The organism is Streptomyces sp. NPDC101151 (assembly GCF_044768335.1).
Taxonomy (GTDB): domain Bacteria; phylum Actinomycetota; class Actinomycetes; order Streptomycetales; family Streptomycetaceae; genus Streptomyces.
Window position 1 is genome coordinate 33,880 of the sequence record NZ_JBIWPP010000008.1, and the last position, 22,151, is coordinate 56,030.

21 protein-coding genes are annotated in these 22,151 nt (G+C 73.1%); 11 read left to right on the forward strand and 10 right to left on the reverse strand.

Translation table 11 applies throughout. The features are described from left to right. Positions 1–16 precede the first annotated feature (16 nt). A complete protein-coding gene (locus tag ACIRU3_RS17175) occupies positions 17–724 on the reverse strand; it encodes a GntR family transcriptional regulator (protein WP_404056988.1) in 708 nt (235 codons plus the stop codon). Between the two features lie 150 nt (positions 725–874). Here ACIRU3_RS17175 and ACIRU3_RS17180 point away from each other — a divergent pair, with 150 nt between their 5' ends. From ACIRU3_RS17180 to ACIRU3_RS17200, 5 genes are all read left to right on the forward strand, one after another. Then, positions 875–2,194 (forward strand): MFS transporter, encoded by a 1,320-nt coding sequence (locus ACIRU3_RS17180; RefSeq protein ID WP_404056990.1) that lies wholly within the window; start codon positions 875–877, stop codon positions 2,192–2,194. Continuing rightward, the gene (locus ACIRU3_RS17185; protein WP_404056992.1) at positions 2,194–3,030 is read left to right on the forward strand and encodes a putative hydro-lyase; all 837 of its coding nucleotides are present in this window, start codon (positions 2,194–2,196) and stop codon (positions 3,028–3,030) included. The genes ACIRU3_RS17180 and ACIRU3_RS17185 overlap by 1 nt, the downstream gene beginning before the upstream one ends. A 79-nt stretch (positions 3,031–3,109) precedes the next feature. Next, complete coding sequence (locus ACIRU3_RS17190) at positions 3,110–3,868, forward strand: LamB/YcsF family protein (protein WP_404056994.1); 759 nt, start codon at positions 3,110–3,112, stop codon at positions 3,866–3,868. Beyond that, positions 3,865–4,482: an allophanate hydrolase subunit 1 gene (locus tag ACIRU3_RS17195; protein WP_404056996.1), complete on the forward strand. Its 618-nt coding sequence runs from the start codon at positions 3,865–3,867 to the stop codon at positions 4,480–4,482. The genes ACIRU3_RS17190 and ACIRU3_RS17195 overlap by 4 nt, the downstream gene beginning before the upstream one ends. 84 nt (positions 4,483–4,566) lie before the next feature. Next, positions 4,567–5,436 (forward strand): biotin-dependent carboxyltransferase family protein, encoded by an 870-nt coding sequence (locus tag ACIRU3_RS17200; protein ID WP_404056998.1) that lies wholly within the window; start codon positions 4,567–4,569, stop codon positions 5,434–5,436. Here ACIRU3_RS17200 and ACIRU3_RS17205 read toward each other — a convergent pair. From ACIRU3_RS17205 to ACIRU3_RS17225, 5 genes are all read right to left on the reverse strand, one after another. Next, positions 5,337–6,305, reverse strand: coding sequence for an SGNH/GDSL hydrolase family protein (locus tag ACIRU3_RS17205; protein ID WP_404057000.1), 969 nt, complete (start codon positions 6,303–6,305; stop codon positions 5,337–5,339). The genes ACIRU3_RS17200 and ACIRU3_RS17205 overlap by 100 nt on opposite strands. Continuing rightward, positions 6,302–7,483 carry a glycosyltransferase gene (locus ACIRU3_RS17210; protein WP_404057002.1) on the reverse strand — a complete coding sequence of 394 codons (1,182 nt, stop codon included), beginning with the start codon at positions 7,481–7,483 and terminating at the stop codon, positions 6,302–6,304. Before ACIRU3_RS17210 ends, ACIRU3_RS17205 begins: the two co-directional genes overlap by 4 nt. Continuing rightward, complete coding sequence (locus ACIRU3_RS17215) at positions 7,480–8,610, reverse strand: glycosyltransferase family 4 protein (RefSeq protein ID WP_404057004.1); 1,131 nt, start codon at positions 8,608–8,610, stop codon at positions 7,480–7,482. The genes ACIRU3_RS17210 and ACIRU3_RS17215 overlap by 4 nt, the downstream gene beginning before the upstream one ends. 196 nt (positions 8,611–8,806) lie before the next feature. Further along, positions 8,807–10,225, reverse strand: a complete 1,419-nt coding sequence (locus ACIRU3_RS17220) for a HEAT repeat domain-containing protein (protein WP_404057006.1) — start codon at positions 10,223–10,225, stop codon at positions 8,807–8,809. Positions 10,226–10,525: 300 nt separating this feature from the next. Continuing rightward, positions 10,526–10,918 carry an ankyrin repeat domain-containing protein gene (locus ACIRU3_RS17225; protein ID WP_404057008.1) on the reverse strand — a complete coding sequence of 131 codons (393 nt, stop codon included), beginning with the start codon at positions 10,916–10,918 and terminating at the stop codon, positions 10,526–10,528. A gap of 265 nt (positions 10,919–11,183) precedes the next feature. Here ACIRU3_RS17225 and ACIRU3_RS17230 point away from each other — a divergent pair, with 265 nt between their 5' ends. Then, positions 11,184–11,378 carry a hypothetical protein gene (locus ACIRU3_RS17230; protein ID WP_020938770.1) on the forward strand — a complete coding sequence of 65 codons (195 nt, stop codon included), beginning with the start codon at positions 11,184–11,186 and terminating at the stop codon, positions 11,376–11,378. Positions 11,379–11,421: 43 nt separating this feature from the next. Further along, on the forward strand, positions 11,422–13,023 hold the full coding sequence (locus ACIRU3_RS17235; protein ID WP_404057010.1) for a hypothetical protein: 1,602 nt from the start codon (positions 11,422–11,424) through the stop codon (positions 13,021–13,023). A gap of 216 nt (positions 13,024–13,239) precedes the next feature. Here the strand turns inward: ACIRU3_RS17235 and ACIRU3_RS17240 are convergent, their stop codons facing one another. Further along, a complete protein-coding gene (locus ACIRU3_RS17240; RefSeq protein ID WP_404057012.1) occupies positions 13,240–14,745 on the reverse strand; it encodes a PLP-dependent aminotransferase family protein in 1,506 nt (501 codons plus the stop codon). 222 nt (positions 14,746–14,967) lie between these two features. Here ACIRU3_RS17240 and ACIRU3_RS17245 point away from each other — a divergent pair, with 222 nt between their 5' ends. The 4 genes from ACIRU3_RS17245 (at position 14,968) to ACIRU3_RS17260 (ending at position 18,405) form a co-directional block, all read left to right on the forward strand. Then, on the forward strand, positions 14,968–15,591 hold the full coding sequence (locus ACIRU3_RS17245) for a YitT family protein (RefSeq protein ID WP_404057408.1): 624 nt from the start codon (positions 14,968–14,970) through the stop codon (positions 15,589–15,591). After that, on the forward strand, positions 15,588–16,355 hold the full coding sequence (locus tag ACIRU3_RS17250; RefSeq protein ID WP_404057014.1) for a glycerophosphodiester phosphodiesterase: 768 nt from the start codon (positions 15,588–15,590) through the stop codon (positions 16,353–16,355). The genes ACIRU3_RS17245 and ACIRU3_RS17250 overlap by 4 nt, the downstream gene beginning before the upstream one ends. Positions 16,356–16,416: 61 nt before the next feature. Beyond that, complete coding sequence (locus tag ACIRU3_RS17255; protein WP_404057015.1) at positions 16,417–17,763, forward strand: MFS transporter; 1,347 nt, start codon at positions 16,417–16,419, stop codon at positions 17,761–17,763. Between the two features lie 267 nt (positions 17,764–18,030). Beyond that, positions 18,031–18,405, forward strand: coding sequence for an RNA polymerase-binding protein RbpA (locus ACIRU3_RS17260; protein WP_003977404.1), 375 nt, complete (start codon positions 18,031–18,033; stop codon positions 18,403–18,405). Positions 18,406–18,564: 159 nt separating this feature from the next. On the opposite strand, the gene fxsA is transcribed toward ACIRU3_RS17260, so the two are convergent. From fxsA to ACIRU3_RS17275, 3 genes are all read right to left on the reverse strand, one after another. Continuing rightward, positions 18,565–19,119, reverse strand: a complete 555-nt coding sequence (gene fxsA, locus ACIRU3_RS17265) for an FxsA family membrane protein (protein WP_404057017.1) — start codon at positions 19,117–19,119, stop codon at positions 18,565–18,567. Positions 19,120–19,189: 70 nt separating this feature from the next. Beyond that, entirely contained in the window at positions 19,190–19,996 is an 807-nt protein-coding gene (locus ACIRU3_RS17270; RefSeq protein ID WP_404057019.1) for a polyprenol monophosphomannose synthase, read from the reverse strand. A gap of 535 nt (positions 19,997–20,531) precedes the next feature. Beyond that, a complete protein-coding gene (locus ACIRU3_RS17275; protein WP_404057021.1) occupies positions 20,532–22,145 on the reverse strand; it encodes an amidohydrolase in 1,614 nt (537 codons plus the stop codon). Positions 22,146–22,151: the final 6 nt, after the last annotated feature.

Consider the following 22,151-nt stretch of genomic DNA (forward strand, 5'->3'; position numbering starts at 1 on the left):
CGGCCGTCATCAAGCATCAAGAGGCGCCGGTGCCGTCCTCGCCGACCCGTCGCCGGTAGACCTCGACGACCCGCTCCAGCGAGTCCGTGAGGTAGGTCTCCAGCAGTCGCTCCGCCCCGCGCCGGTCGCCGGCCTGCAGCGCCTGCAGGATCTGGCGGTTGCGAGCGAGGTACGGCTCGTGCAGCCGGCGCGGGTCGTCCACGACGTGGAAGGCGAGCCGCAGCTCGGCGAAGACGCTGCGCATCAGCTCGTCGGTGCGTTCGCTGCCGGCCAGCGCGACCAGCTCCCGGTGGAAGTGGATGTTGGCCGTGCCCAGCGCTTTCCAGTCATTCTCGTGCGCGGCCAGCTGTCCCCCGGTGACGGCGGCGGCCAGGCCGTCGAGCCCGTACGGCGGCTCGCCGAGTCCCCGTACGACGGCGCACTCGACGAGCGCCCGGGTGCGGTAGATGTCCTCGACGTCTTCCACGGTCAGGACCCGGACGAAGACGCCGCGGTTGAGTTCGTGGACGAGCAGGCGCTCATGGGTGAGCAGCCGGAACGCCTCGCGCAGGGTGTTGCGGGAGACCCCGAGCGCGCCGCCGATGGCGTCCTCGGACAAGCGGGTGCCCGGCGGGAAATAGCCCTCGGCGATACGGCTCCTGAGGATGTCGGAGACCCGTTCGGCGGTGCTGGTCCGCCCCAGGAGGGCACGGTCGCCGGCCAGTCCCGTCAGCTGCTCTGCCATGCCCGGAATTCAATCGCAGACCCAGGAACGAATCAACGCGGGTATTGAAGGATCGTTGAACGATCCCCTACGGTGCTCCGCACGGCACAGCTTCCGCACGGCGCACTGCTCAGTTGCCCGCACCCTCCGTCCCCTCTCTGCGAGGTGCCCATGAGCACGACCCCTCCGCCCCGGTCCGTGACCTCAGACCCACGACAGACGCAAGGCGAACGCGCCGCCGAGGACGGCACGTTCGGCTGGCTGCATGCCCTCGGCCCGCGCGGCCGGCGCGCGTTCGCCGGAGCTTTCGGCGGATATGCCCTGGATTCCTACGACTACTTCACACTGCCGCTGAGCATGGTGGCGCTCGCGGCGTACTTCGGTCTGGACAGCGGCCAGACCGGCCTGTTCACCACCGTCACTCTGGTGGTCTCCGCGATCGGCGGTGCCGTGGCGGGTGTGATCGCGGACCGCATAGGCCGGGTCCGGGCGCTGATGATCACCGTGATCACGTATGCCGTCTTCACCGTGGCCTGCGGATTCGCACCCGACTACGAGACCCTCCTGGTCTTCCGCGCCCTGCAGGGCCTCGGCTTCGGCGGCGAGTGGGCGGTCGGGGCGATCCTGGTCGCCGAGTACGCGAGTGCGAAGCACCGGGGCCGTACGCTCGGCGCGATCCAGAGTTCCTGGGCGGTCGGCTGGGCACTTGCCGCGATCGTCTACACGCTGGTCTTCTCCTTCGCCGGCGACGACATGGCCTGGCGCATCATGTTCTGGACCGGGGCACTGCCCGCGCTGCTCGTGGTGTGGCTGCGTCGCCGGGTGCACGACGCGCCGCAGTCGACGGCGGCCCGCGAACAGAGCCCGCGGCGGGGCTCGTTCACGGCGATCTTCCGTCCCGGCAGGGACGGCGAGCCGGGCCTGCTGCGCACGACGGTCTTCGCGGGCCTGTTGTCCACGGGCGTGCAGGGTGGCTACTACACGCTGGCGACCTGGGTGCCGACGTACCTGAAGACCGACCGCGGCCTGTCCGTCGTCGGCACCGGCGGCTACCTGACCTTCCTGATCTCCGGCGCCTTCCTCGGCTACCTGACCGGCGGCTACCTCACCGACCGGCTCGGACGGCGCCGCAACATCTGGCTGTTCGCCCTGCTCTCGGCCGTGTGCATCCTGGCGTACGCGAACATCCCGCAGGGCGCCGACACCCTGCTGCTGGTGCTCGGTTTCCCGCTCGGCTTCTGCATGTCGGCGATCTTCAGCGGCTTCGGCTCCTACCTGAGCGAGCTGTACCCGACGGCGGTGCGCGGCACCGGGCAGGGCTTCACGTACAACACGGGCCGCGCGGTGGGTGCGGTGTTCCCGACCCTCGTGGGCTTCCTGGCCGACAGCTGGGGCGTGGGCGGGGCGCTGGTCTTCGGCGCGATCGGTTACGGCCTCGCGGCTCTGGCGCTGCTCGGGCTGCCGGAGACGCGCGGGAAGGAGCTGGCGTGATGCGGGTGAACCGTACCGAGGACCGGCCCGTGACCCTCGTCGACGAGCACGCGCACGCGTGGAGCCCGAAAACCGCGCGGGCCCGCTTCCGGGAGGGCCTGGCGGGCCCCACGGCGGGCGTCGCGTCCGGCCACGCGCAGGCCAACCTGATCGCGGTGCCGGCCGACTGGGCGTACGACATGCTGCTGTTCTGCCAGCGCAACCCGAAGCCCTGCCCGGTGCTGGACGTCACGGACGCCGGCTCCGTCACCACCGTCCTCGCGGAGGGCGCCGACCTGCGCACCGACCTGCCGCGCTACCGCGTCTGGCAGGACGGCGAGCTGGTCGAGGAGCCGACCGACGTGCGCGCGCACTGGCGGGACGACCTGGTGTCGTTCCTGCTCGGGTGCAGCTTCACCTTCGAGTGGGCGCTGGCCGGGGCGGGCGTGCCGATCCGGCACGTCGAACAGGGCCGCAACGTGCCGATGTACGTGACCGGCAGGCAGTGCCGTCCGGCGGGCCGGCTGCGCGGTCCGATGGTGGTGTCGATGCGCCCGGTTCCGCCGGAGCACCTGCGTACCGCGATCCGGGAGAGCAGCCTGCTGCCGGCCGTGCACGGCGGCCCCGTGCACTGCGGCGATCCCACGGCACTCGGCATCGAGGGCCTCGGCCGGCCCGACTTCGGCGACGCGGTCGATGCCGCTCCGGACGACATCCCGGTGTTCTGGGCGTGCGGGGTGACCCCGCAGGCGGCGGTGATGGCCTCCCGGCCGCCGTTCGCCATCACCCACGCACCGGGCCAGATGTTCCTGACCGACGCCCGCGACGAGCAGTACCGCGTGGTCGGTGTCGACTGACACCGGCAGGCGGCACACACGTGACACCCGCACCCAGAACACAGAACACACCGCACGAGGACCGGAGACACCGGAGACCATGACCGCGATCGATCTGAACGCCGACCTCGGCGAGGGCTTCGGCCGCTGGCGGCTGACCGACGACGAACAGCTGCTGTCCGTCGTCACCAGCGCCAACGTGGCCTGCGGGTTCCACGCCGGGGATGCGGCCACCATGCGCCGGGTGTGCGAGCTGGCCGCCGAGCGCGGGGTGACGATCGGCGCGCAGGTCTCCTACCGGGACCTCGCCGGCTTCGGGCGGCGCGCGATGGACGTGCCGCCCGCCGAGCTGGCGGCCGAAGTGGCCTACCAGATCGGCGCCCTGGAGGTGTTCGCCCGGGCGGCGGGCGCGCGCGTGGCGTACGTCAAACCGCACGGCGCGCTCTACAACCGGGTCGTGCACGACGAGGAGCAGGCGGGGGCGGTGGTCGAGGGCGTGGTGCTGGCCGACGGCTCGCTGCCGGTGCTGGGCCTGCCGGGGTCGCGTCTGCTCGAGCTGGCCGCGAAGGCCGGCCTGCCGGCCGTCAGGGAGGCGTTCGCCGACCGCGCCTACACCGACGAGGGCACCCTGGTGCCGCGTGACCTGGACGGCGCCGTGGTGACCGATCCGGACACGGTCGTGGAGCGCTCGCTGAACCTCGCGCGCTCCGGCGCGGTCGTGGCGCATTCCGGCGCGCACATTCTGGTGCGCGCCCGCTCGTTGTGCCTGCACGGCGACACACCCGGCGCGGTGGAACTGGCCCGCCGAGTGCGCGAACGGCTGGTGGCGGCCGGTGTGCGGGTGAAGGCGTTCGCATGAGGGCACTCCCCGTCGGCGACGACGCCCTGCTGGTGGAGGTCGCCTCGGGTGCGGAGGCGCAGGCCCTGCACGCGGAGCTGCTGCGCCGCCGCACCGAGGGCTCGCTGACCGTCCGCGAGATTGTCCCGGCGGCCCGAACGGTCCTGCTCGACGGCCTGGCCGACCCGGTCCGTTGGGCATCCGAACTGACCTCCTCCGCGGCACCTCCCACTCTCCCGCGCGCGCGGGAGCTGATCGAACTGCCCGTGCGCTACGACGGCCCGGACCTCGCCGAGGTCGCGGCCCACTGGAAGGTGTCCGAGCGCGAGGTCGCCCGGATCCACGCGGGCACCGAATTCACCGTGGCCTTCTGCGGGTTCGCGCCCGGCTTCGGCTACCTCACCGGGCTGCCCGCCCGCTACGACGTCCCGCGCCGGGACACGCCGCGCACGTCGGTGCCGGCCGGCGCCGTGGCGCTGGCGGGACCGTACACGGGCGTGTACCCGCGCTCGTCACCCGGTGGCTGGCAGCTGATCGGCACCACCGAGGCGGTGCTGTGGGACCACGCGCGCATACCGGCCGCGTTGCTCGCACCGGGCGCGCGTGTGCGCTTCGTACCGGTGGGGGACGCATGACGGCCCCCGCCCGCCTGCACCTCGTACCGGTGGAGGACACATGACCGCCCACGCGCGCCTGCACCTCGTACCCAGGGTGAGCGCATGAGCGACCGCGCGCTCGTCGTCGTGCGGGCCGGGGCGCTGACGACCGTGCAGGACCGCGGGCGGCCCGGGTACGCGCACCTCGGCGTGCCCCGCTCCGGGGCGCTCGACCCGCGCACGGCGGCCCTCGTCAACCGGTTGGCCGGCAATGCGCCGGACGCCGCCGTCCTGGAGACCACCCTCAACGGCTGTGCATTGCGCCCCCGTTCGACGGTGACCGTGGCGGTCGGGGGCGCACCCTGCCCGGTCACCGTGGACGGCCGCCCGGTGGCCTGGGGCGCCCCGGTCCTGGTGCCCGCCGGCACGCTGCTGGAGGTGGGAGCGCCCGTGGCCGGCGTACGCGCCTATGTGGCGGTGTCCGGCGGCATCGCCGTGGAGCCGGTCCTCGGCAGCCGCGCCACGGACCTGCTGTCCGGCCTCGGACCCGCACCGCTCACGGGCGGCATGGTGCTGCCGCTCGGCACCCCGGCCGGCCCGCCCGCGCGCGTGGACGCCGTGCCGCAGCCGCGTCCACCGGCCGAACTCGTGCTCCGGGTGACCCTGGGGCCGCGCGACGACTGGTTCACGGCGCGCGCGGTCCGGGATCTCACCACGCGCGCGTACCGGGTGTCCTCGGCGAGCAACCGCATCGGCCTGCGCACCGACGGGCCCGCCCTGGAGCGGGCCCGGACCGGTGAACTCCCCAGCGAGGGCATGGTGCTCGGTGCGGTCCAGGTCCCGCCGGACGGCCGTCCGGTGGTCTTCCTGGCCGACCATCCGACCACCGGGGGCTACCCGGTGATCGCGGTGGTCCGCGCCGCCGACCTCCCGGCGGCGGCGCAGGCGGTGCCGGGCACCCCGGTCAGGTTCGTGGTCGTACGGCGCCGCTGAGCCTCGGCGTCGTCAGGGGTGTCCTGCGACCGCTCGGCCACCGGCAGGGCGGCCAGCGCCGCGGACACCGCGGCCGTGGCACGCAGGTCGAGGCGGCCGCTGGTGCCCCGCGCGCGATGCCGCAGCTCGTCGGCGGCCAGCTGGAGCAGCTGCGGCAGCAGGTCCTTGCACCGCCGGACCACCCAGGCGGTGCCCGCGGTGGCCAGCCACAGCAGGCTCGCCGACCGGGTCGGTGCGGCGCGCTCCGGTTCGGGGGACGGCGGTGTGCCCATGCCCAGGCCCGCCTGTGCGAGCAGGGCGTGGAAGCGGACGGCCAGCTGCCGGTGACCGCGCTCGCCCGGGTGCAGCCGGTCCGCGCTCCACAGAGCGCGGTCGGTGAGCCAGACGCCCTCCGAGGCGTGCAGGTGGACGGCCCCGTAGCGGTCGGACAGCGCGTGGACCACCGCGTTGACCGCCCGCTGCCGGCGCGCCAGCGGCCGGGCCAGCGCGGCCGGGAGCCCCAGCATCGCACCGGGATCGGGCAGGCAGGCGGTGAGCAGGGTCGCCCCCTGGCTCGTGAAGGCCGCGTAGACCTGGTCGAGCCGGGCGGCGACCGCATGGATGTCGAAGGTGGCGCGCAGGGTGTCGTTGACGCCGATGACCACGGCCACCAGGTCGGGGCGCAGCGCGAGACCGGCCGGAGTCTGCCGCTCCAGCACGTCCCGCGTCTGGGCCCCGCTGACCGCGAGGTTGGTGAACTCCACGCCCTCGGTGTCTCCGGCGAGGCCGCCGGCCAGCAGCGCCGCCCAGCCCCGCCAGCCGTCCCCGACGGGGTCGCCCACACCTTCGGTCAGCGAGTCCCCGAGCGCCACGAAGCGGACGGATCTCATGCCACGCCCTCCCGGGCGGCGGGCCGGGCCGAGGCGTCCGCGGGCCTCAGCACCTGTGCGTCGTGCGCCGCCAGGAACGCCTCCACGGCCGTTTCCCACCCGAAGCACTCGGCACGCGCGCGTGCCGCGTCCCTCCGCTCGGGCTCGGAGCGCGACAGGAGCAGCTCCAAGGCGTCCGCGAACGCCTCGGCCCGGTCGGCCGCCGCCACTCCCGCGGACCCGATCACCTCGGGCAACGCCGACGACGCGCTCGCCACCACGGGCGTCCCGCACGCCAGGGCCTCCAGTGCGGCCAGCCCGAAGGTCTCGGCGGGCCCGGGCGCCAGGCAGACGTCCGCGGACGCCTGGAGCGCGCCGAGCGTGGCCCGGTCGGAGACGTACCCCAGGAAGGTCACCGGCAGCCCGCGCTCCCGCGCACGCTGCTCAAGGCGCGCCCGCAGCGGGCCGTCCCCGGCCACCACGAGCACCGCCCGCCGCCCGCGCCGCAGCAGCGCGTCCAGGGCGTCCAGGGCGGTGCCGGGCCGCTTCTCCACGGACAGCCGGGAGCACATCACGAGCAGCGCCTCGTCCCCGCGCGCGTGCCGGGCACGCAGCCCCGGGTCGCGCAGCGCGGGGTGGCGCTCCATGAGGTCGACACCGAGCGGGGCGCGTACGACGTTGCGCGCGCCGATCCGTACGAACTCGCGCTCGGCGAACTCCGTGGTGCACACGATCCGCGAGTAGACGTGCGCGGTACGGGTGTTGAGGGAGTCGGCGGCCCGGCGGGCGAGGTGCTCGGACAGCCCCCAGGTGCGCAGCACGCCGTCGGCGGTCTCGTGGGAGACCATCACGGCGGGCACGCGCGCGCGGCGGGCCCAGCGGCCGGTCCACCGCAGGGTCGTGCGGTCGGAGACCTCCAGGCGGTCCGGGGCCAGGTCCTCCAGGAGGGAGGCGACGCGCCGCTTGTCGGTCAGGACGCGGTAGCCGCCGGTGCCGGGCAGCACCGGGCCGGGCAGGGTGATGACCCGGCCCTGCTCCGTGTCGCGGTCGGTGTACCGCTCGCCCGGCACGATCAGCACCGGGTCGTGGCCGGCGGCCCGGAAGCCCCTGCCGAGTTCGTGCAGGGCCGTGCGCAGTCCGCCGGAGGCCGGGGTGACGAAGTTGGCGAGCCGGACGATGCGCAGGGGTGCGCCGGTCATGCCGCCACCGCCGTCTTCCGCTTCGCGAGCACGTCCTCGTAGTGCGCGATCAGCTGGTCGCCGACCGCGGCCCAGGTGCGTCCCTCGACCATGGCCCGGCCGGCGGCGCCGTACGCGGCCAGCAGGTTCGGATCGGCGGTCAGGGTGCGTACGGCCTCCGTCACGGCGTCCGCGTCGCGCGGCGGGACGAGCAGTCCGGTGCGGCCGTGGGCGACCAGGTCGAGCGGGCCGCCGGCGGCGGGCGCGACCACCGGCACCCCGCTGGCCATGGCCTCCTGGACGGTCTGGCAGAAGGTCTCGAAGGGGCCTGTGTGCACGAACAGGTCGAGCGAGGCGAAGATCCGGGCGAGTTCGTCGCCGGTGCGGCGCCCCAGGAAGACGGCGCCGGGCAGGCTCTCGCTCAGGTGGGGCCGGCTGGGGCCGTCGCCGACCACCACGACCCGGACGCCCTCAAGGCCGCACACACCGGCCAGGAGTTCGACCTGCTTCTCGGGGGCGAGCCGGCCGACGTAGCCGACGATCAGCTCGCCGTTCGGGGCCAGTTCGCGGCGCAGTGCCTCGTCGCGATGGTCCGGCCGGAAACGGACGGTGTCCACGCCGCGCGGCCACAGTCGCAGCCGGGGCACGCCGTGCGCCTCAAGGTCCTGCATGGCGGCGCTGGACGGGGCCAGGGTGCGGTCGGCGGCGGAGTGCACGGAGCGGATCCGACGCCAGGCGGCGGCCTCGCCGGCGCCCACGTAGGTACGGGCGTAACCGGCCAGGTCGGTCTGGTAGACGGCGACGGCGGGGATGCCGAGCCGGGCGGCGGCGGCCATGCCGCGGACGCCGAGGATGAAGGGACTTGCCAGGTGGACGACGTCGGCGCGGTGCTCGGTGAGCGCCGCGGCGAGGCGCCGGCTGGGGAGCGCGACGCGGACCTGGGGGTAGCCGGGGAGCGGGAGGGAGGGGATACGGACGACGGGACACGGCGCCTCGAGGACGTCGGCCTTGGTGCCGGGCGCGGTGGCCGGCGCAACGACGAGCGGGAGGTGGCCGCGATCCACGAGGTGCTGGGCGGTCTGGAGCGCGCAGTGGGCGACGCCGTTCACATCGGGGGGAAAGGATTCGGTCACTATGACGACACGCATACGGGTGTTGTCGCCGCGCCGGACGTGGCGGCGTCAACGTCGATCTTTCCGAACGGGGAACGTCCCATGAGCGTTGGACTGCACACCCGAGCAGGTCAGACGGCCGTCATGCGCGACTGACCTCCGGGTCACCCGATGTTCACACGGCGGGCGGTCTCCCGCCCGTCCCGTGTGCGTACGACGACGCTCGGTGAGGTCACATGGCCTGTGCGTCCGGCCCGAAGCGGCTGCGGACCGCGGTCTGTACCTCGTCCTCCTCGGCCGGGTCGGCGGCGAGTCGGCGGAGTCGTTCGACGACCCGGGCGTCACCGGTCTCGGCGTGCCGGGCGGCGATCTCCCGGGTGGTCTCCTCGCAGTCCCACAGGCACTCGACGGCGAAGCCGGCGGCGAAGGAGGGATCGGTGGCGGCCAGGGCGCGGGCGGCGCGGCCACGGAGGTGGGAGGACGCCGTCTCCCGGTAGATGTGGCGCAGCACGGGGGCCGCGCAGACGATACCGAGGCGTCCGGTGCCGTCGACCAGGGACCACAGGGTGGGCGCGTCGGGGCCCTCACCGCGTACGGCCTCGCGCAGGGCGCCGAGGACGAGGTCGCTGTCCTGGGCTCCGCCGCGACAGGCGAGCATGCGTCCAGCGGCGGCACCGAGGACGTCGGGGCGCTGGGCCCAGCCGCGCGCCCGGCTGACGGCGGCGATACTGCGCATCCGCTCGAAGGCGTCGACGGCGGCCTCCACGACGAGTGCCGGTCCGTCGGCGACCGCGGCCTCGATCAGGTCGAGGGCGTCGGGGTCGTTGCTGTCGGCGAGGTAGCGCAATGCCGTGCAGCGGGCGCCCTCGAAGCCGTTCCTGGCGGCCTGGAGAATCTCCGGCCGGTCCTCCGGGCCGGCCACGGCGACCAGGCAGCGGGCGGCCGGCACATGGAGTGCGGCGCCACGTTCGATGCCCTGCTGGGCCCACTCGAAGACGGCTCGCACGCTCCACCCGGGGCGGGGCCCGGTGGGCTGCATCTGACGCTGCCAGCGGTCGAAACAGCCGGCTTCCTGAGCGGCACGCACGCGCGTGGCGATCGACGTGCGCGGATCCTCGGCCCACAGCCGCCAGGGCCGCGGCTCGAAGGCGTCGCGGACGGCGGCGGCCAGTTCGGCCTCGCCCTCGGGATCGGTGGGGAAGCGGGCCAGGACGGGAGCGGCGAGGGCACGCAGGCCCGCGTCGTCGTCCCGCAGGGCCAGCTCGTCCAGGGCCCAGGCCCAGCTGGAACCGTGGGCGGCGTACCTGCGCAGCAGTTCGAGCGCGTCCAGCCTGCCGTAGGAGGCGAGGTGCCCGAGGACGGCCAGGGCGAGGCCGGTGCGGGACTCGTCGGTGTCGAGGACGTCCTCGGGGTCGAAGAGGTGCGCCTCGATGGCGTCCAGCTCGCCGTTCAGGTCGAGGTAGAGCCGGGCGTAGTAGAGGGAGCGGTTCTCCACCTGCCAGTCGTGGCGGGGGTCGCGGAGCACGCAGTGGTTCAGGGCCGCGAGCGCTTCCGCGCGCGGGGCGGTGAGCGCGTGCAACGTGCCGTCGCCACGGCCGCGCTGGAGCAGGCCGAGCAGCGTACCGCTGGGCGCTATGACCGGATCGAACATGGGAAACAGCCTCACATCAAGCGTCGACGCAACCGGGAAACACGCACTACCTGGCCGCGTGACACAACGTCGGAGCGCCCGCCGTCTCTTGCTTGCTGTAGACCATCTCTCTCTGCCTCTCGTCGGTGGCCCATGCGGACCGCATCACGGTCCGCGCGGTGCGGCAACACCTGCCCGGCCATCGCGTCCGTGAATCACGTCGTCATGATGACCCGCGGTGTGTGCTGCCGCGACCGTATTTCCGGCGGCCCTTTACCGCCTCCCCCGTTTTCCGTGTCCTAACTGCTCAGGACGTTCGCATCAGTGTGCGCCGAACAATTCCAGTAGTTCCGTCTTACCGAACATGCGCGCCGTGTCGACGGCCGAGGGAGTGCCCGCGGCAGGATCGGCGCCGCCCTCCAGGAGAGCCTTGATCACTTCTGTCTCACCCTTGAAGACGGCCCCCGCGAGCGGGGTCTGGCCCCGGTCGTTGATCCGGTTCCCCTCGGCACCCCGGGCGAGCAGGGCGCGTACCGCGTCGGCGTGACCGTGGTAGGCGGCGAGCATCACGAGGGAGTCACCGCGGTCGTTCGTGAGGTTGGCCGGAACGCCCGCGTCGACGTACCCCACGAGCTCCTCCGTCCGGCCCTGGCGGGCCAGATCGAAGATCTTGGTCGCCAGCTCCACGACCTCGGGGTCGGGGGCTTCACTCATCGGCCGGACCGCCTCTCGTTACAACCGTTCAGGTGAATCGCAAGAGTACTGGCTCGCGCCTCACATGACCCGATGTGCCCGAGGTAAAGATCACTGCTGACGCCGCCGGACGCAAGCGCCCTGCTCAACCGGCCCAGGGACGACTCCACCACCTGGGGGAAATCGACCGAATTTCACCCAGTTGCACCTTTTATCGTATAGACACATCCTGTGATCCTGGAAGTACTCATGGTGACTGTCCCCTCTCGACACCAGGAGACCTCAAATGATCCTCTCCATCTCAGGCGTCATGCTGCTCGGCGTCGTCGTCTTCCTCTTCTTCCGCAAGGACGGCCTCAAGGGTTCGCACGCATGCACGTCGGCCCTGTTCGGCTTCTACCTGGCCAGCACGGGCATCGCCCCCAGCATCAAGGCGGGCGGCGAGAGCCTGGCGAGTCTCCTCGGCGGCATCAAGTTCTGACGCCGCCGCCCGTCCCGCCCGTACGCACCAACAGGAGACAGCAGTGGCCCGGCGCCCTCTCCCCCGCATTCTGAGCAAAGACAGCGCGCAGATCGCCCGGATGCAGATCGCCCGGAGCCGGGAGCTGGCCCGGACGGCGGCCGACAGCGCCACCGACGTCCTCCACCCACTGATCACCATCTCGCGCGGGCTGCGCCGGCTGGCCTCGGCCGGACGGCGCAAGTGGGCCGAGACACCCAAGGACAAACGCGGTCCGCTGCTGTTCCTGGCGGCCTCCGTCGTCCTGGTCGTGGCACTGGTGCCGTACGGGCCGCTGCTCGCCGCCATCACGCTGATGGCGGCAGCGGCCTGGCAGGGCCGCGACCGCACCCCGCCGGAGCCCGAAGGGCCGGACGAGTCGCAGACCGAGCGGCTCCAGTCCCTGTACGAGGCACTGGTGCCGTACTTCGCCACCGCCGAGGACCCGGCGCCGCTGTACACGCACGGCGGGGAGTGGGAGAAGGCCTTCGAGACACACGAGTTCGACGACGGCGGGCGCGTCGGCCACCTCGTGATCCGCTACCCCGCCTACTTCCCGGACGGCGAGCCCCGGGCCCGCGCGCGGATCGAGAAGCTGCTCACCGCGAAGGCCGGGCGGGGCCGCGAGTACCACTTCGGGTGGGACGAGGAGGGCAACCGGCTGACCGTGACCGTCCTCGCCCCGCTGCCCACCGACATCGCCGCCCAGCGCTTCGTCACCGCGCCGGGCGAGACCGTCCTCGGTTTCACCGATCCGAGCGAGGTCCAGCGCACGCTTCCCCTGTCCTACGGGGAGGAACAGCGCGACGTCCCGCCGGTCGTCTGGCGTACCGGCATCCGCTCGACCGAGCCGCACCTGCTGGCCATGGGCCACCCCGGCAGCGGCACATCGACCCTGCTGCGCTCGATCGCCCTGCAGGCGCTCCAGTACGGCGACGTACTGATCGTCGACGGCGGCGGCACCGGTGAGTACGCCTGCCTGATCGGCCGGGACGGCGTGCTGGCCGTGGAGTGCGCCCCGGCCGGGGCGCTGGCCAGTCTGGAGTGGGCCGCGCAGGAGACCGAGCGGCGGATCATCGCCATCAACCGGGCCCGGCAGGCGGGCGACCAGCCGCCCGAGGACACCCGGCGCCCGCTGTGGATCCTCCTGGACCGGCCGACCGTCTTCACCCACCTCAGCGCCGCGGACGGCCGCAAGGACCCGCAGACGCTGCTCCAGATGCCGCTGCGGCACGGCCGCGCGGCAAACGTGACGGTGGCGGTGGCCGAGCAGTTCGACAGCGCGGAGGCGCTGAGCGACGGGGTACGGCAGCACACGCGCGCGCGTGTCGTGCTCGGGCCCGCGGCGCCCGATCAGGTGGAGGCGGTGCTCGGGGTGCGGCCGCACACGACGCCGCTGGCGCAGGTGCCGCCGGGGCGGGGGTACGCACGGCTGGGGTCGGGGCCGGTGCATCGGCTTCAGGTGCCGTCGACTCCGGATCCCTACGACGATGCGACCAGTGAAGCCGACCGGCAGGCGGTGCTGGGGTTGCTGCCGCCGCGTACGACTCCCGGCGACGCCGCGCCGGCGGAGGCCGTCGAGGCGGCACCGCCGGCTGCGGAGGCCGTGGCCGCCGAGAGTTCGTAGCCGGCTCGGTGCCGCTTCGGGGCAGGGGGTCGCCTCACCGGCGCCGGCCGGGGCACGGGTGCCCGACGGCTGCCCACAGCCACGGCGCGCTACGGGGAGGACCGCCGCACCTCCCCAGGAGCGCGGGGAACTGCGCGACCAGCCCCCACCGGATCCTGGGCTGCCCCCGTCGGCCCACAGCTCCGTGGACCCACGCCGACCCGCCCCGCCCCGCAGCTACGCCACAAACGTGCGGAGAGCCTCCGCTCCCCCGGTCGCACCCGTCTCCACCAGGCGCGCCGCTGCGGCCAGTCGTGCGGCCGCCTCGTCCGCGACCGCTCCGCCGACCGTGAACGGGAGACGGACGTAGCCCTCGAAGGCGCCGTCGACGCCGAAGCGGGGGCCGGCAGGGACCCGGACGCCGACCCGCTCCCCCGCTTCGGCCAGCCGCGATCCCGAGAGGCCGCCGGCCCGGACCCACAGGGTCAGGCCGCCCTTGGGGATCTCGAACTCCCAGTCGGGCAGCTCGCGGCGGACCGCGGCCACCAGGGCCGCCCGGTTCTCGCGCGCCTGGATCCGCCGCAGTTCGACCGCCTGTTCCCAGCCGCCGGTGCTGAACAGCCAGTTCACGGCCAGCTGTTCCAGGACGGGGGTGCCGAGATCCGCGTACGCGCGGGCCGAGACCAGGCTGCGGATCACGTCCGGGGCGGCGCGTACCCACCCGATCCGCATGCCCGCCCAGAACGCCTTGCTGGCCGAGCCGACCGTGATGACGGTCGAGCCGGCCGGGTCGAAGCCGCAGACCGGGCGGGGCATCCGGCCGCCGGCCTCCTCGTCCAGCCACAGCTCGGTCATCGTCTCGTCGGCCACGAGGACGGTCCCGGCCGAGCGGGCCGCGTCCACCAGCCGGCGCCGCTGGTCCTCGTCGGCGAGCGCACCGGTCGGGTTGTGGAAGTCGGCGACGACATAGGCGAGCCGGGGCGCGGCCTCACGCAGAACCTGACGCCAGCGGTCCATGTCCCAGCCGCTCAGCCCCTCGGCAAGAGCGACGGGCACGAGTCGCGCGCCCGCCTCCCGCATCAGCTGAAGGATGTTGGCGTAGGACGGCGACTCAACGGCGATGCGTTCGCCGCGGCCGGCGAAGAGGTGGCAGATCGCGTCGATGGCGCCCATCGCGCCGGTCGTCACCATGATCTGCTCGGGCATGGTGGGGATCCCGCGCGCGGTGTAGCGCTCGGCGATCATCGCGCGCAGGGCGGGCAGTCCGGCGGGGTAGTCGCCGTGCGTCTGCGCGTACGGCGGCAGCTCCTCCAGCGCGCCCTGTACGGCACGGGTGAGCCAGGGCTCCGGGGCCGGGAGCGAGGCGCAGCCCAGGTCGATCAGCGAGCCGAGGGCCTCCGGGGGCAGGGGCTCCAGACCGCGCGCGGGAAGCGGGTTGCCCGCCGGTACGGCGGTCCAGCTGCCGGCGCCGCGCCGGGACTCCAGGAATCCCTCGCTGCGCAGGGCCTCGTAGGCGGCCGCGACGGTGGTGCGGCTGACGGAGAGGCCCAGGGCCAGTTCGCGCTCGGCAGGAAGCCGGGCGGCCACCGGGACGCGCCCTTCGAGCACCAGGAGCCGGACGCCGTCGGCAAGGGCGCGGTAGGCGGGCGGCCGGCGTGTGCCGGGGCCGGCCGGGCGGTCCTGCTGGGAGTTGAGCAGCCGGGCGAGCTGCGCCGCCCCCACCGCTGAGGTCCACTGCGCCATGACGATCAGTCCACCTTCCCCGAATTGGCCATGGATGGGATTTCATCCCAAGCCACAGAGTGTCATGCAGCAGGCCACCGCCACCACCCAGGGGGGAATATCGTGTCCACTCCCAGCAGTCCCGGTCCCGGCCGTCCCACAGCCGACCGGCAGACTCCCGACCGTCCGGCTCCCGACCGTCCGACTGCCGACCCTTCGGCTCCCGGCCGTCTCGGTCGACGCCTGTTCCAGCTGTACGCAGGACTCGCCCTGTACGGCGTGAGTTCCGCTCTCCTGGTGAAGGCAGGTCTCGGGCTCGAGCCCTGGAACGTCCTGCACCAGGGTCTCGCCGAACTCACCGGACTCTCCATGGGCCTGGTGCTGACGATCGTGGGGGCGGCCGTCCTGCTGCTGTGGATTCCGCTGCGGCAGCGCCCCGGGCTCGGCACCGTCTCCAACGTGCTGGTGATCGGTTTCGCGATGGACGCCACTCTGGCCGCGCTGCCGGACGCGCACTCCCTGGCGGTCCGGGTGCCCCTTCTCCTCGCGGGCGTGGTGCTCAACGGCATGGCGACCGGCCTCTACATCTCCGCCGCCTTCGGACCGGGTCCGCGCGACGGCCTGATGACCGGGCTGCACCGTCGCACGGGCCGCTCGATCCGGATCCTCCGCACCGCCGTGGAGATCACCGTCGTCGCGACCGGCTTCGCCCTCGGCGGCACCGTCGGCGTGGGCACGGTCCTGTACGCGCTGGCCATCGGCCCGCTCTCGCAGTTCTTCCTGCGTGTGTTCGCCGCCCCTTCGGCACCGGGTCGCAGCACGGTCTTTGCCGTCGGGCAACCGGAACGCGCGATACTGCGTCCGTGACCACCGCGATACGCCACCCCTACCTCGACCATCCCGGCCCCATCGCCTTCGCCCACCGCGGCGGGGCCGCCGACGGGCTGGAGAACACCGTGGCGCAGTTCCGGCGCGCGGTGGAGATGGGCTACCGGTACATCGAGACCGACGTGCACACGACGGCCGACGGCAAGCTCGTCGCCTTCCACGACTCGACCCTGGACCGTGTCTCCGACGGGGCGGGCCGCATCGCCGACCTGCCGTGGGCGGACGTACGCCAGGCACGCGTGGGAGGCCAGGAACCGGTACCGCTCTTCGAGGAGCTGCTGGAGACCTTCCCCGGGGTCCGCTGGAACGTGGATCTGAAGGCGGAGCCGGCCCTGCGGCCCTTCCTCGAGCTGATCGAGCGCACGGGCGCCTGGGACCGGGTCTGCGTGGGCTCCTTCTCCGAGGCGCGGGTACTGCGAGCGCAGCGGCTCGCCGGGCCGCGCCTGGCGACCTCGTTCGGCACGCGCGGGGTGCTCAGCCTGCGGCTGCGCTCCTGGGGGCTGCCGGCCTCCGTGCGCCGGTCCGCGGTCGCGGCGCAGGTGCCCGAGGCGCAGTCGGGCGTCCCGGTGGTCGACCACCGCTTCGTCCGCGCCGCCCACGCGCGCGGGCTGCAGGTGCACGTGTGGACGATCAACGAAGCGGAGCGGATGCACCGGCTCCTCGACCTGGGCGTCGATGGCATCATGACCGATCACATCGACACGTTGCGCAAGGTCATGGAGGACCGCGGCGTCTGGGTCTGAGCGCCCGGGGCGACCGGGCCGCGCCTTCGCACGGCACTTCGGCGGGGAAGCGAGGGCACGGGTGGGCACCGACACCGTGCGGGCAGGGACGGCCGACCAGGCCGCGGGACTGCGCCGCGAGCAGCGCGGCTGGTACTTCTACGACTGGGCGTGCTCGGTCTACTCGACGAGTGTTCTGACCGTCTTCCTGGGCCCGTACCTCACCTCGGTCGCCGAGAAGGCGGCCGATGCGGACGGCTATGTGCATCCGCTGGGCGTGCCGGTCCGGGCGGGCTCCTTCTTCGCCTACTCGGTGTCCCTGTCGGTGATCGTGGCCGTCGTGCTGATGCCCCTGGTGGGCGCGGCGGCGGACCGCACCGGCCGGAAGAAACCGCTGCTCGCGGCCGCGGCGTACACGGGGGCGGCCGCGACGACGGGCATGTTCTTCCTCGACGGCGACCGCTATCTGCTCGGCGGGCTGCTCCTCGTGGCGGCCAACGCGGCACAGTCCGTGGCGATGATGCTCTACAACTCCTACCTGCCGCAGATCGCGCCGCCCGAGGAGCGCGACGCGGTCTCCTCCCGGGGCTGGGCCTTCGGCTACGCGGCGGGCGCCCTGGTCCTGGTGGCCGACCTCGTCCTGTACTCGGCGCACGACTCCTTCGGCCTCTCCGAGACGGCCGCCGTACGCGTCTGCCTGGCCTCGGCCGGACTGTGGTGGGGCGCCTTCACGCTCGTACCGCTGCGGCGGCTGCGCGACCGGCAGGCGCGCGTGGCGGGTGCCACCGCCCCCGGGCTGCGGCAGCTCGCGGCGACCGTCCGGGACATGCGCAGGCACCCCCTGACGCTCGCCTTCCTGCTGGCGTACCTCATCTACAACGACGGCATCCAGACGGTGATCTCCCAGGCCTCGGTCTACGGCTCCGAGGAACTTGGGCTCGGGCAGTCGACCCTCATCGTGGCCGTGCTGCTGGTGCAGGTGCTGGCCGTGGCGGGCGCGCTGGCGATGGGGCGGCTGGCCCGGACCTACGGGGCCAAGCGCACGATCCTCGGTTCGCTGGTGGCCTGGACGGTGACGCTGGGCGCAGGTTACTTCCTGCCCGCCGGGGTTCCGGTGTGGTTCTTCGTGCTGGCCTCCGGGATCGGACTGGTCCTCGGCGGCAGCCAGGCGCTGTCCCGGTCGCTGTTCTCGCACCTGGTGCCGCCCGGCAAGGAGGCCGAGTACTTCTCCGCGTACGAGATGAGCGACCGGGGGATGAGCTGGCTCGGCCCACTGCTGTTCGGCCTGACCTACCAGCTGACCGGGAGCTACCGGTCCGCGATCATCTCGCTCGTGGCCTTCTTCGTGATCGGCTTCGCCCTGCTCGCCCGGGTCCCGGTGCGGCGGGCGATCGGCGAGGCGGGCAACCCGATTCCGGACAGGATTTAGCGCTCGACGCGAAAGGGCGGTAGTGTACGCGTTTGGCCTGCCAGGCGGACCGTTACTGCGCGTCAAAGATGCCGAAACGCTGGGTGACATCTGCTAGCAGATGTGACAAACCGGGCGCTGGTGGGTACAACAAGGGGCGGCTACGACGGCGACGCACGACCCGGAACGGGACCCGGAACGGGAATCTTTACCGCCGACCGGACGTTGACCGGATGACGACGACAGCGACACCTGTCCTGTGGGCGACAAGCCCGGGAGGCACGATTCATGAGTGAGCGAGCTCTTCGCGGAACGCGCCTCGTAGTGACCAGCTACGAGACGGACCGCGGTATCGACTTGGCTCCGCGCCAGGCCGTGGAGTACGCATGTGAGAAGGGGCACCGGTTCGAGATGCCCTTCTCGGTCGAGGCGGAGATTCCGCCGGAGTGGGAGTGCAAGGTCTGCGGGGCCCAGGCACTCCTGGTGGACGGCGACGGCCCTGAAGAGAAGAAGGCCAAGCCCGCGCGTACCCATTGGGACATGCTGATGGAGCGGCGCACCCGTGAGGAGCTCGAAGAGGTCCTCGAGGAGCGCCTGGCGGTTCTGCGCTCGGGGGCGATGAACATCGCTGTTCACCCCCGGGACAGCCGTAAGAGCGCATAACACAAGACACACGAGTAACCGCGGGCGCCGTACGTGAAGACGTACGGCGCCCGCGGTTTCGTGCTGTCAGGAATCAGCCTCGCCGGAATCAGCAGCCTCGGAATCAGCAGCCTCGCCGGAATCGGCCCCGCCTGCCGAAGGCAGCCTCGCGGGGCGGTCTCAGCGGGTCAGCGGTGGCCACGGTTCCCCCGGCTCGGGCCGGTCCTCCCTGATCACCTCGCCCTGCACCACCTTCCCGTCGGGGCGGTGGATACGGGCCTGCTGGAAGGCGTCGCCCAGGCTGCCCGGGGCGGCTCGGCGGAGGCTCTTGTCGAGGGCGCGCTCCGTGTAACGGCTCACCGCCTTCTGAACCGGCGGGAGCAGCAGGAGCAGGCCGGCCGCGTCCGAGATCAGGCCCGGGATCATCAGCAGCAGGCCGCCGAGCATCATCAGGCCGTTGCCACCGCCACGGGACGGCGAGCCGCCGCGCTGCAGCACCTCGTTCAGACTCTGGAAGGCGCGACGGCCGGCCCGCTTGATGACCACGGAGCCGGCGACGAAGCCCGCCACCAGGAGCAGGAACACGGTGAGACCGCCCGCCGCGCCCGCCACCTGGGTCAGCAGCCAGATCTCCAGCACCAGCCACACGGCGAGCCCCAGCGGCAGGTACCTGCGCAACCGGGAGCGCCGGGGCCGGGAGGTGGTGGGCGCAGAGGTGGGAGCACCAGTCGTCATGCCCCCAGTGTGCCTGGACGCGGCTCAATGCGGGATAAGGGGCGACGAGCCGCGGTTGTGGAACCAGGAGCTAGGCCTGCTTGCCCTGGCCCCTGCCCTTGCCCGTGACCTTGGCGACGCGGTCCCCGACGCCCCAGGCGGTGACCCGCCACAGCGCCTCGACGAGGATGTCGCGGCTCATCTTGGAGTCGCCGAGCTCGCGCTCCACGAAGGTGATGGGGACCTCGACCACGTGGTAGCCGGCCTTGACCGTGCGGCGGGCCAGGTCGACCTGGAAGCAGTAGCCCTGCGAGGCGACCTCCTCCAGGCCCAGGCCCTCCAGGGTCTCACTGCGGAAGGCACGGAAGCCGCCGGTGATGTCGCGCAGCGGCAGGTCGAGGGCCAGGCGGGAGTAGAGGCTGCCGCCACGCGAGATGAACTCGCGGGACTTGGGCCAGTTCACCACCCGGCCGCCGGGCACCCAGCGCGAGCCGAGCACCAGATCGGCGCCCTTGAGGGCGATCAGCAGCCGGGGGAGCTCCTCGGGCTGGTGGGAGCCGTCGGCGTCCATCTCGACCAGCACGCCGTAGCCGTGCTCCATGCCCCAGCGGAAGCCCGCGAGGTAGGCGGCGCCCAGGCCCTCCTTGCCCTTGCGGTGCAGCACCTGGACATGGTCGTCCTCGACGGCCAGCTCGTCGGCGAGCTTGCCCGTGCCGTCGGGGCTGTTGTCGTCCGCCACCAGGACGTGCGCCTCGGGGACGGCCCTGCGTACCCGGCCCACGATCGCCTTGATGTTCTCCGCCTCGTTGTAGGTCGGGATGATCACCAAGGTTGTGCCGAGCGGACCGAACTGCCTCCCCTGGGCCTTGGCCGCAAGGGTCCCGTCGCCGTCGTTCACTACTGCCCCTTCATGTCGTACGCAGGCGTCCACCATAGTGGCCGCGGCCTGGGATGACGTGACCGCTCGGTCGTACGGTGGTGTCGATTCCACAAGAGTGGGGTAAGAACGTGCTTTTGGGTACCTACGTTCCGCGACGGATGGGGGCCCGGCGCTCTTCGGGCCGACCTGGGACCCGCTGGCTGCGGGACGACCGAGAGCCGTTGTCTACTGAGCGCCCGGGCCCCACCCGGGTCACACCTTGCCGACCGGCCGGAACGTTCCCTCGTCGGCGCGGGCGCTGAGCCTGGCTCCCAGTGACGGTGCCCCGGTGCGGCACACCGTCCCTGACCCAGCGGCGCTGCGACGAGTGCGTGAACACTCCCCGGTCGGGCGTCCGGTGGTGGACTCGGCCGAACCTACCGGCCCGCGGCCATCGACTGTCAACAGGTTCCTGACCTGCGCGAACGCCTACCGGACCGCGGTGAGCACGGTGGATGCGCAGGTCGGGCGAGGCTGCGGCGGGAAACGATCACCGCCGCGCCACCCCGGGAGATCACTCGCCCGGCCGTACGAAAACCGTCCGTCCGCCCACGACGGTGCGCAGACAGAGCGGCAGGTCACGGCCCGGAGTCAGGTCGGGCAGACCGGGCGTGCCGGAGCGCGGGTCGGTCGACCAGCGGGCCACTCGGTCGTCGGGAGCCTGGACGATCAGTTCGTCGGTCCGCCAGACGGCGTAGTCGGCGGGCGCGCCGGGCACCAGGACGCCCGCGTCGTCGCGGCCGATGGCCCGCCAGCCGCCGCGCGTGTGCGCGGTGAACGCGGCCCGTACGGAGACCCGGTGCTCGGGGGTCCGGTGGAAGGCGGCGGCGCGGACCGTGCCCCAGGGGTCGAGCGGGGTGACCGGGCTGTCGGAGCCGAACGCCAGGGGGACCCCGGCCCGCAGCAGGGCGGCGAACGGGTTGAGGGTGCGGGCCCGTTCGGCACCCAGACGCTGGGCGTACATGCCGTCCTCGCCGCCCCAGAGCGCGTCGAAGGCGGGCTGGACGGAGGCGATCAGGCCCAGCTCGGCGAAGGCGGCGACGGTCTCGGGGGTGAGCATCTCGGCGTGCTCGACACGGTGCCGGGCGGCCCGGACTCGGTCGAGGCCGACCTTCTCGGCGGCGGCGCGCACCCCCTCCACGACCGCGTTCACGGCAGCGTCGCCGATGGCGTGGAAGCCCGCCTGGAGCCCCGCCTCGGTGCAGGCGACGACGTGGCCGGCGACCGCGTCGGCGTCCAGATAGGCGGTGCCGGTGTGCTCGGCGTCGGCGTAGGGCTGGTGCAGACAGGCGGTGTGCGAGCCGAGGGCGCCGTCCACGAAGAGGTCACCGGCGGCGCCCACCGCGCCCAGTTCCCGGGCCTTGGCCACGCCTTCGTCGGCCTGTTCCGCCCAGTAGCCGATCACCCGCGGCCCCGGCACCTCGGCGGCCAGCTTCAGCAGGTCCGTGAAGTCGTCCTCGGAGGAGATCTGCGGGCCGCCGCATTCGTGCACGGAGCCGACGCCGAGGGAGGCGGCGTGCGCGAGGGCGGTGCGCTGGGCCTCGTCGCGCTGGGCGGGGGTGATGGCGCCGAGCGCGGCTTCGCGTACGACGTGGTGGGCGTCGCGGGTGAGCGGCGCGTCCTCGCGGGTGATGTCGCTCGACACCAGGTCCAGGAGTGCGGTGCTGACGACCGCCGAGTGGACGTCGATGCGGGAGAGGTACAGGGGGCGGCCGCCGGTGGCCGCGTCGAGTTCCGCGCGAACCGGCGGACGGCCGCCGGGCCAGCGGGCGGCGTCCCAGCCGTGACCGAGCAGGACCCGGTCGTCCGGGCGGGCGGCGGCGAAGTCGCGGACGAGCGCGAGGGCCGCCTCCAGGGACGGGGCGCCGGACAGGTCCAGGCCGGTCAGGGCGAGGCCGGTGGCGGTGGTGTGCACATGCGCGTCGGTGAAGGCCGGGGTGACCAGGGCGCCCCCGAGGTCGATCACCTCGTCCACGCCGTCGGCGAAGGCGTCGGCGGCGCCCTCGGAGCCGACCCAGGCGACCTGGCCGCGCTCCACCACCATCGCGGTGGCGAAGGGGTCGGCGGGGCTGTGGACCTCTCCGCGGCGCAGGAGGACGGTCTGGGGGGCGGCGGACTGCTCACTCATGCCGAC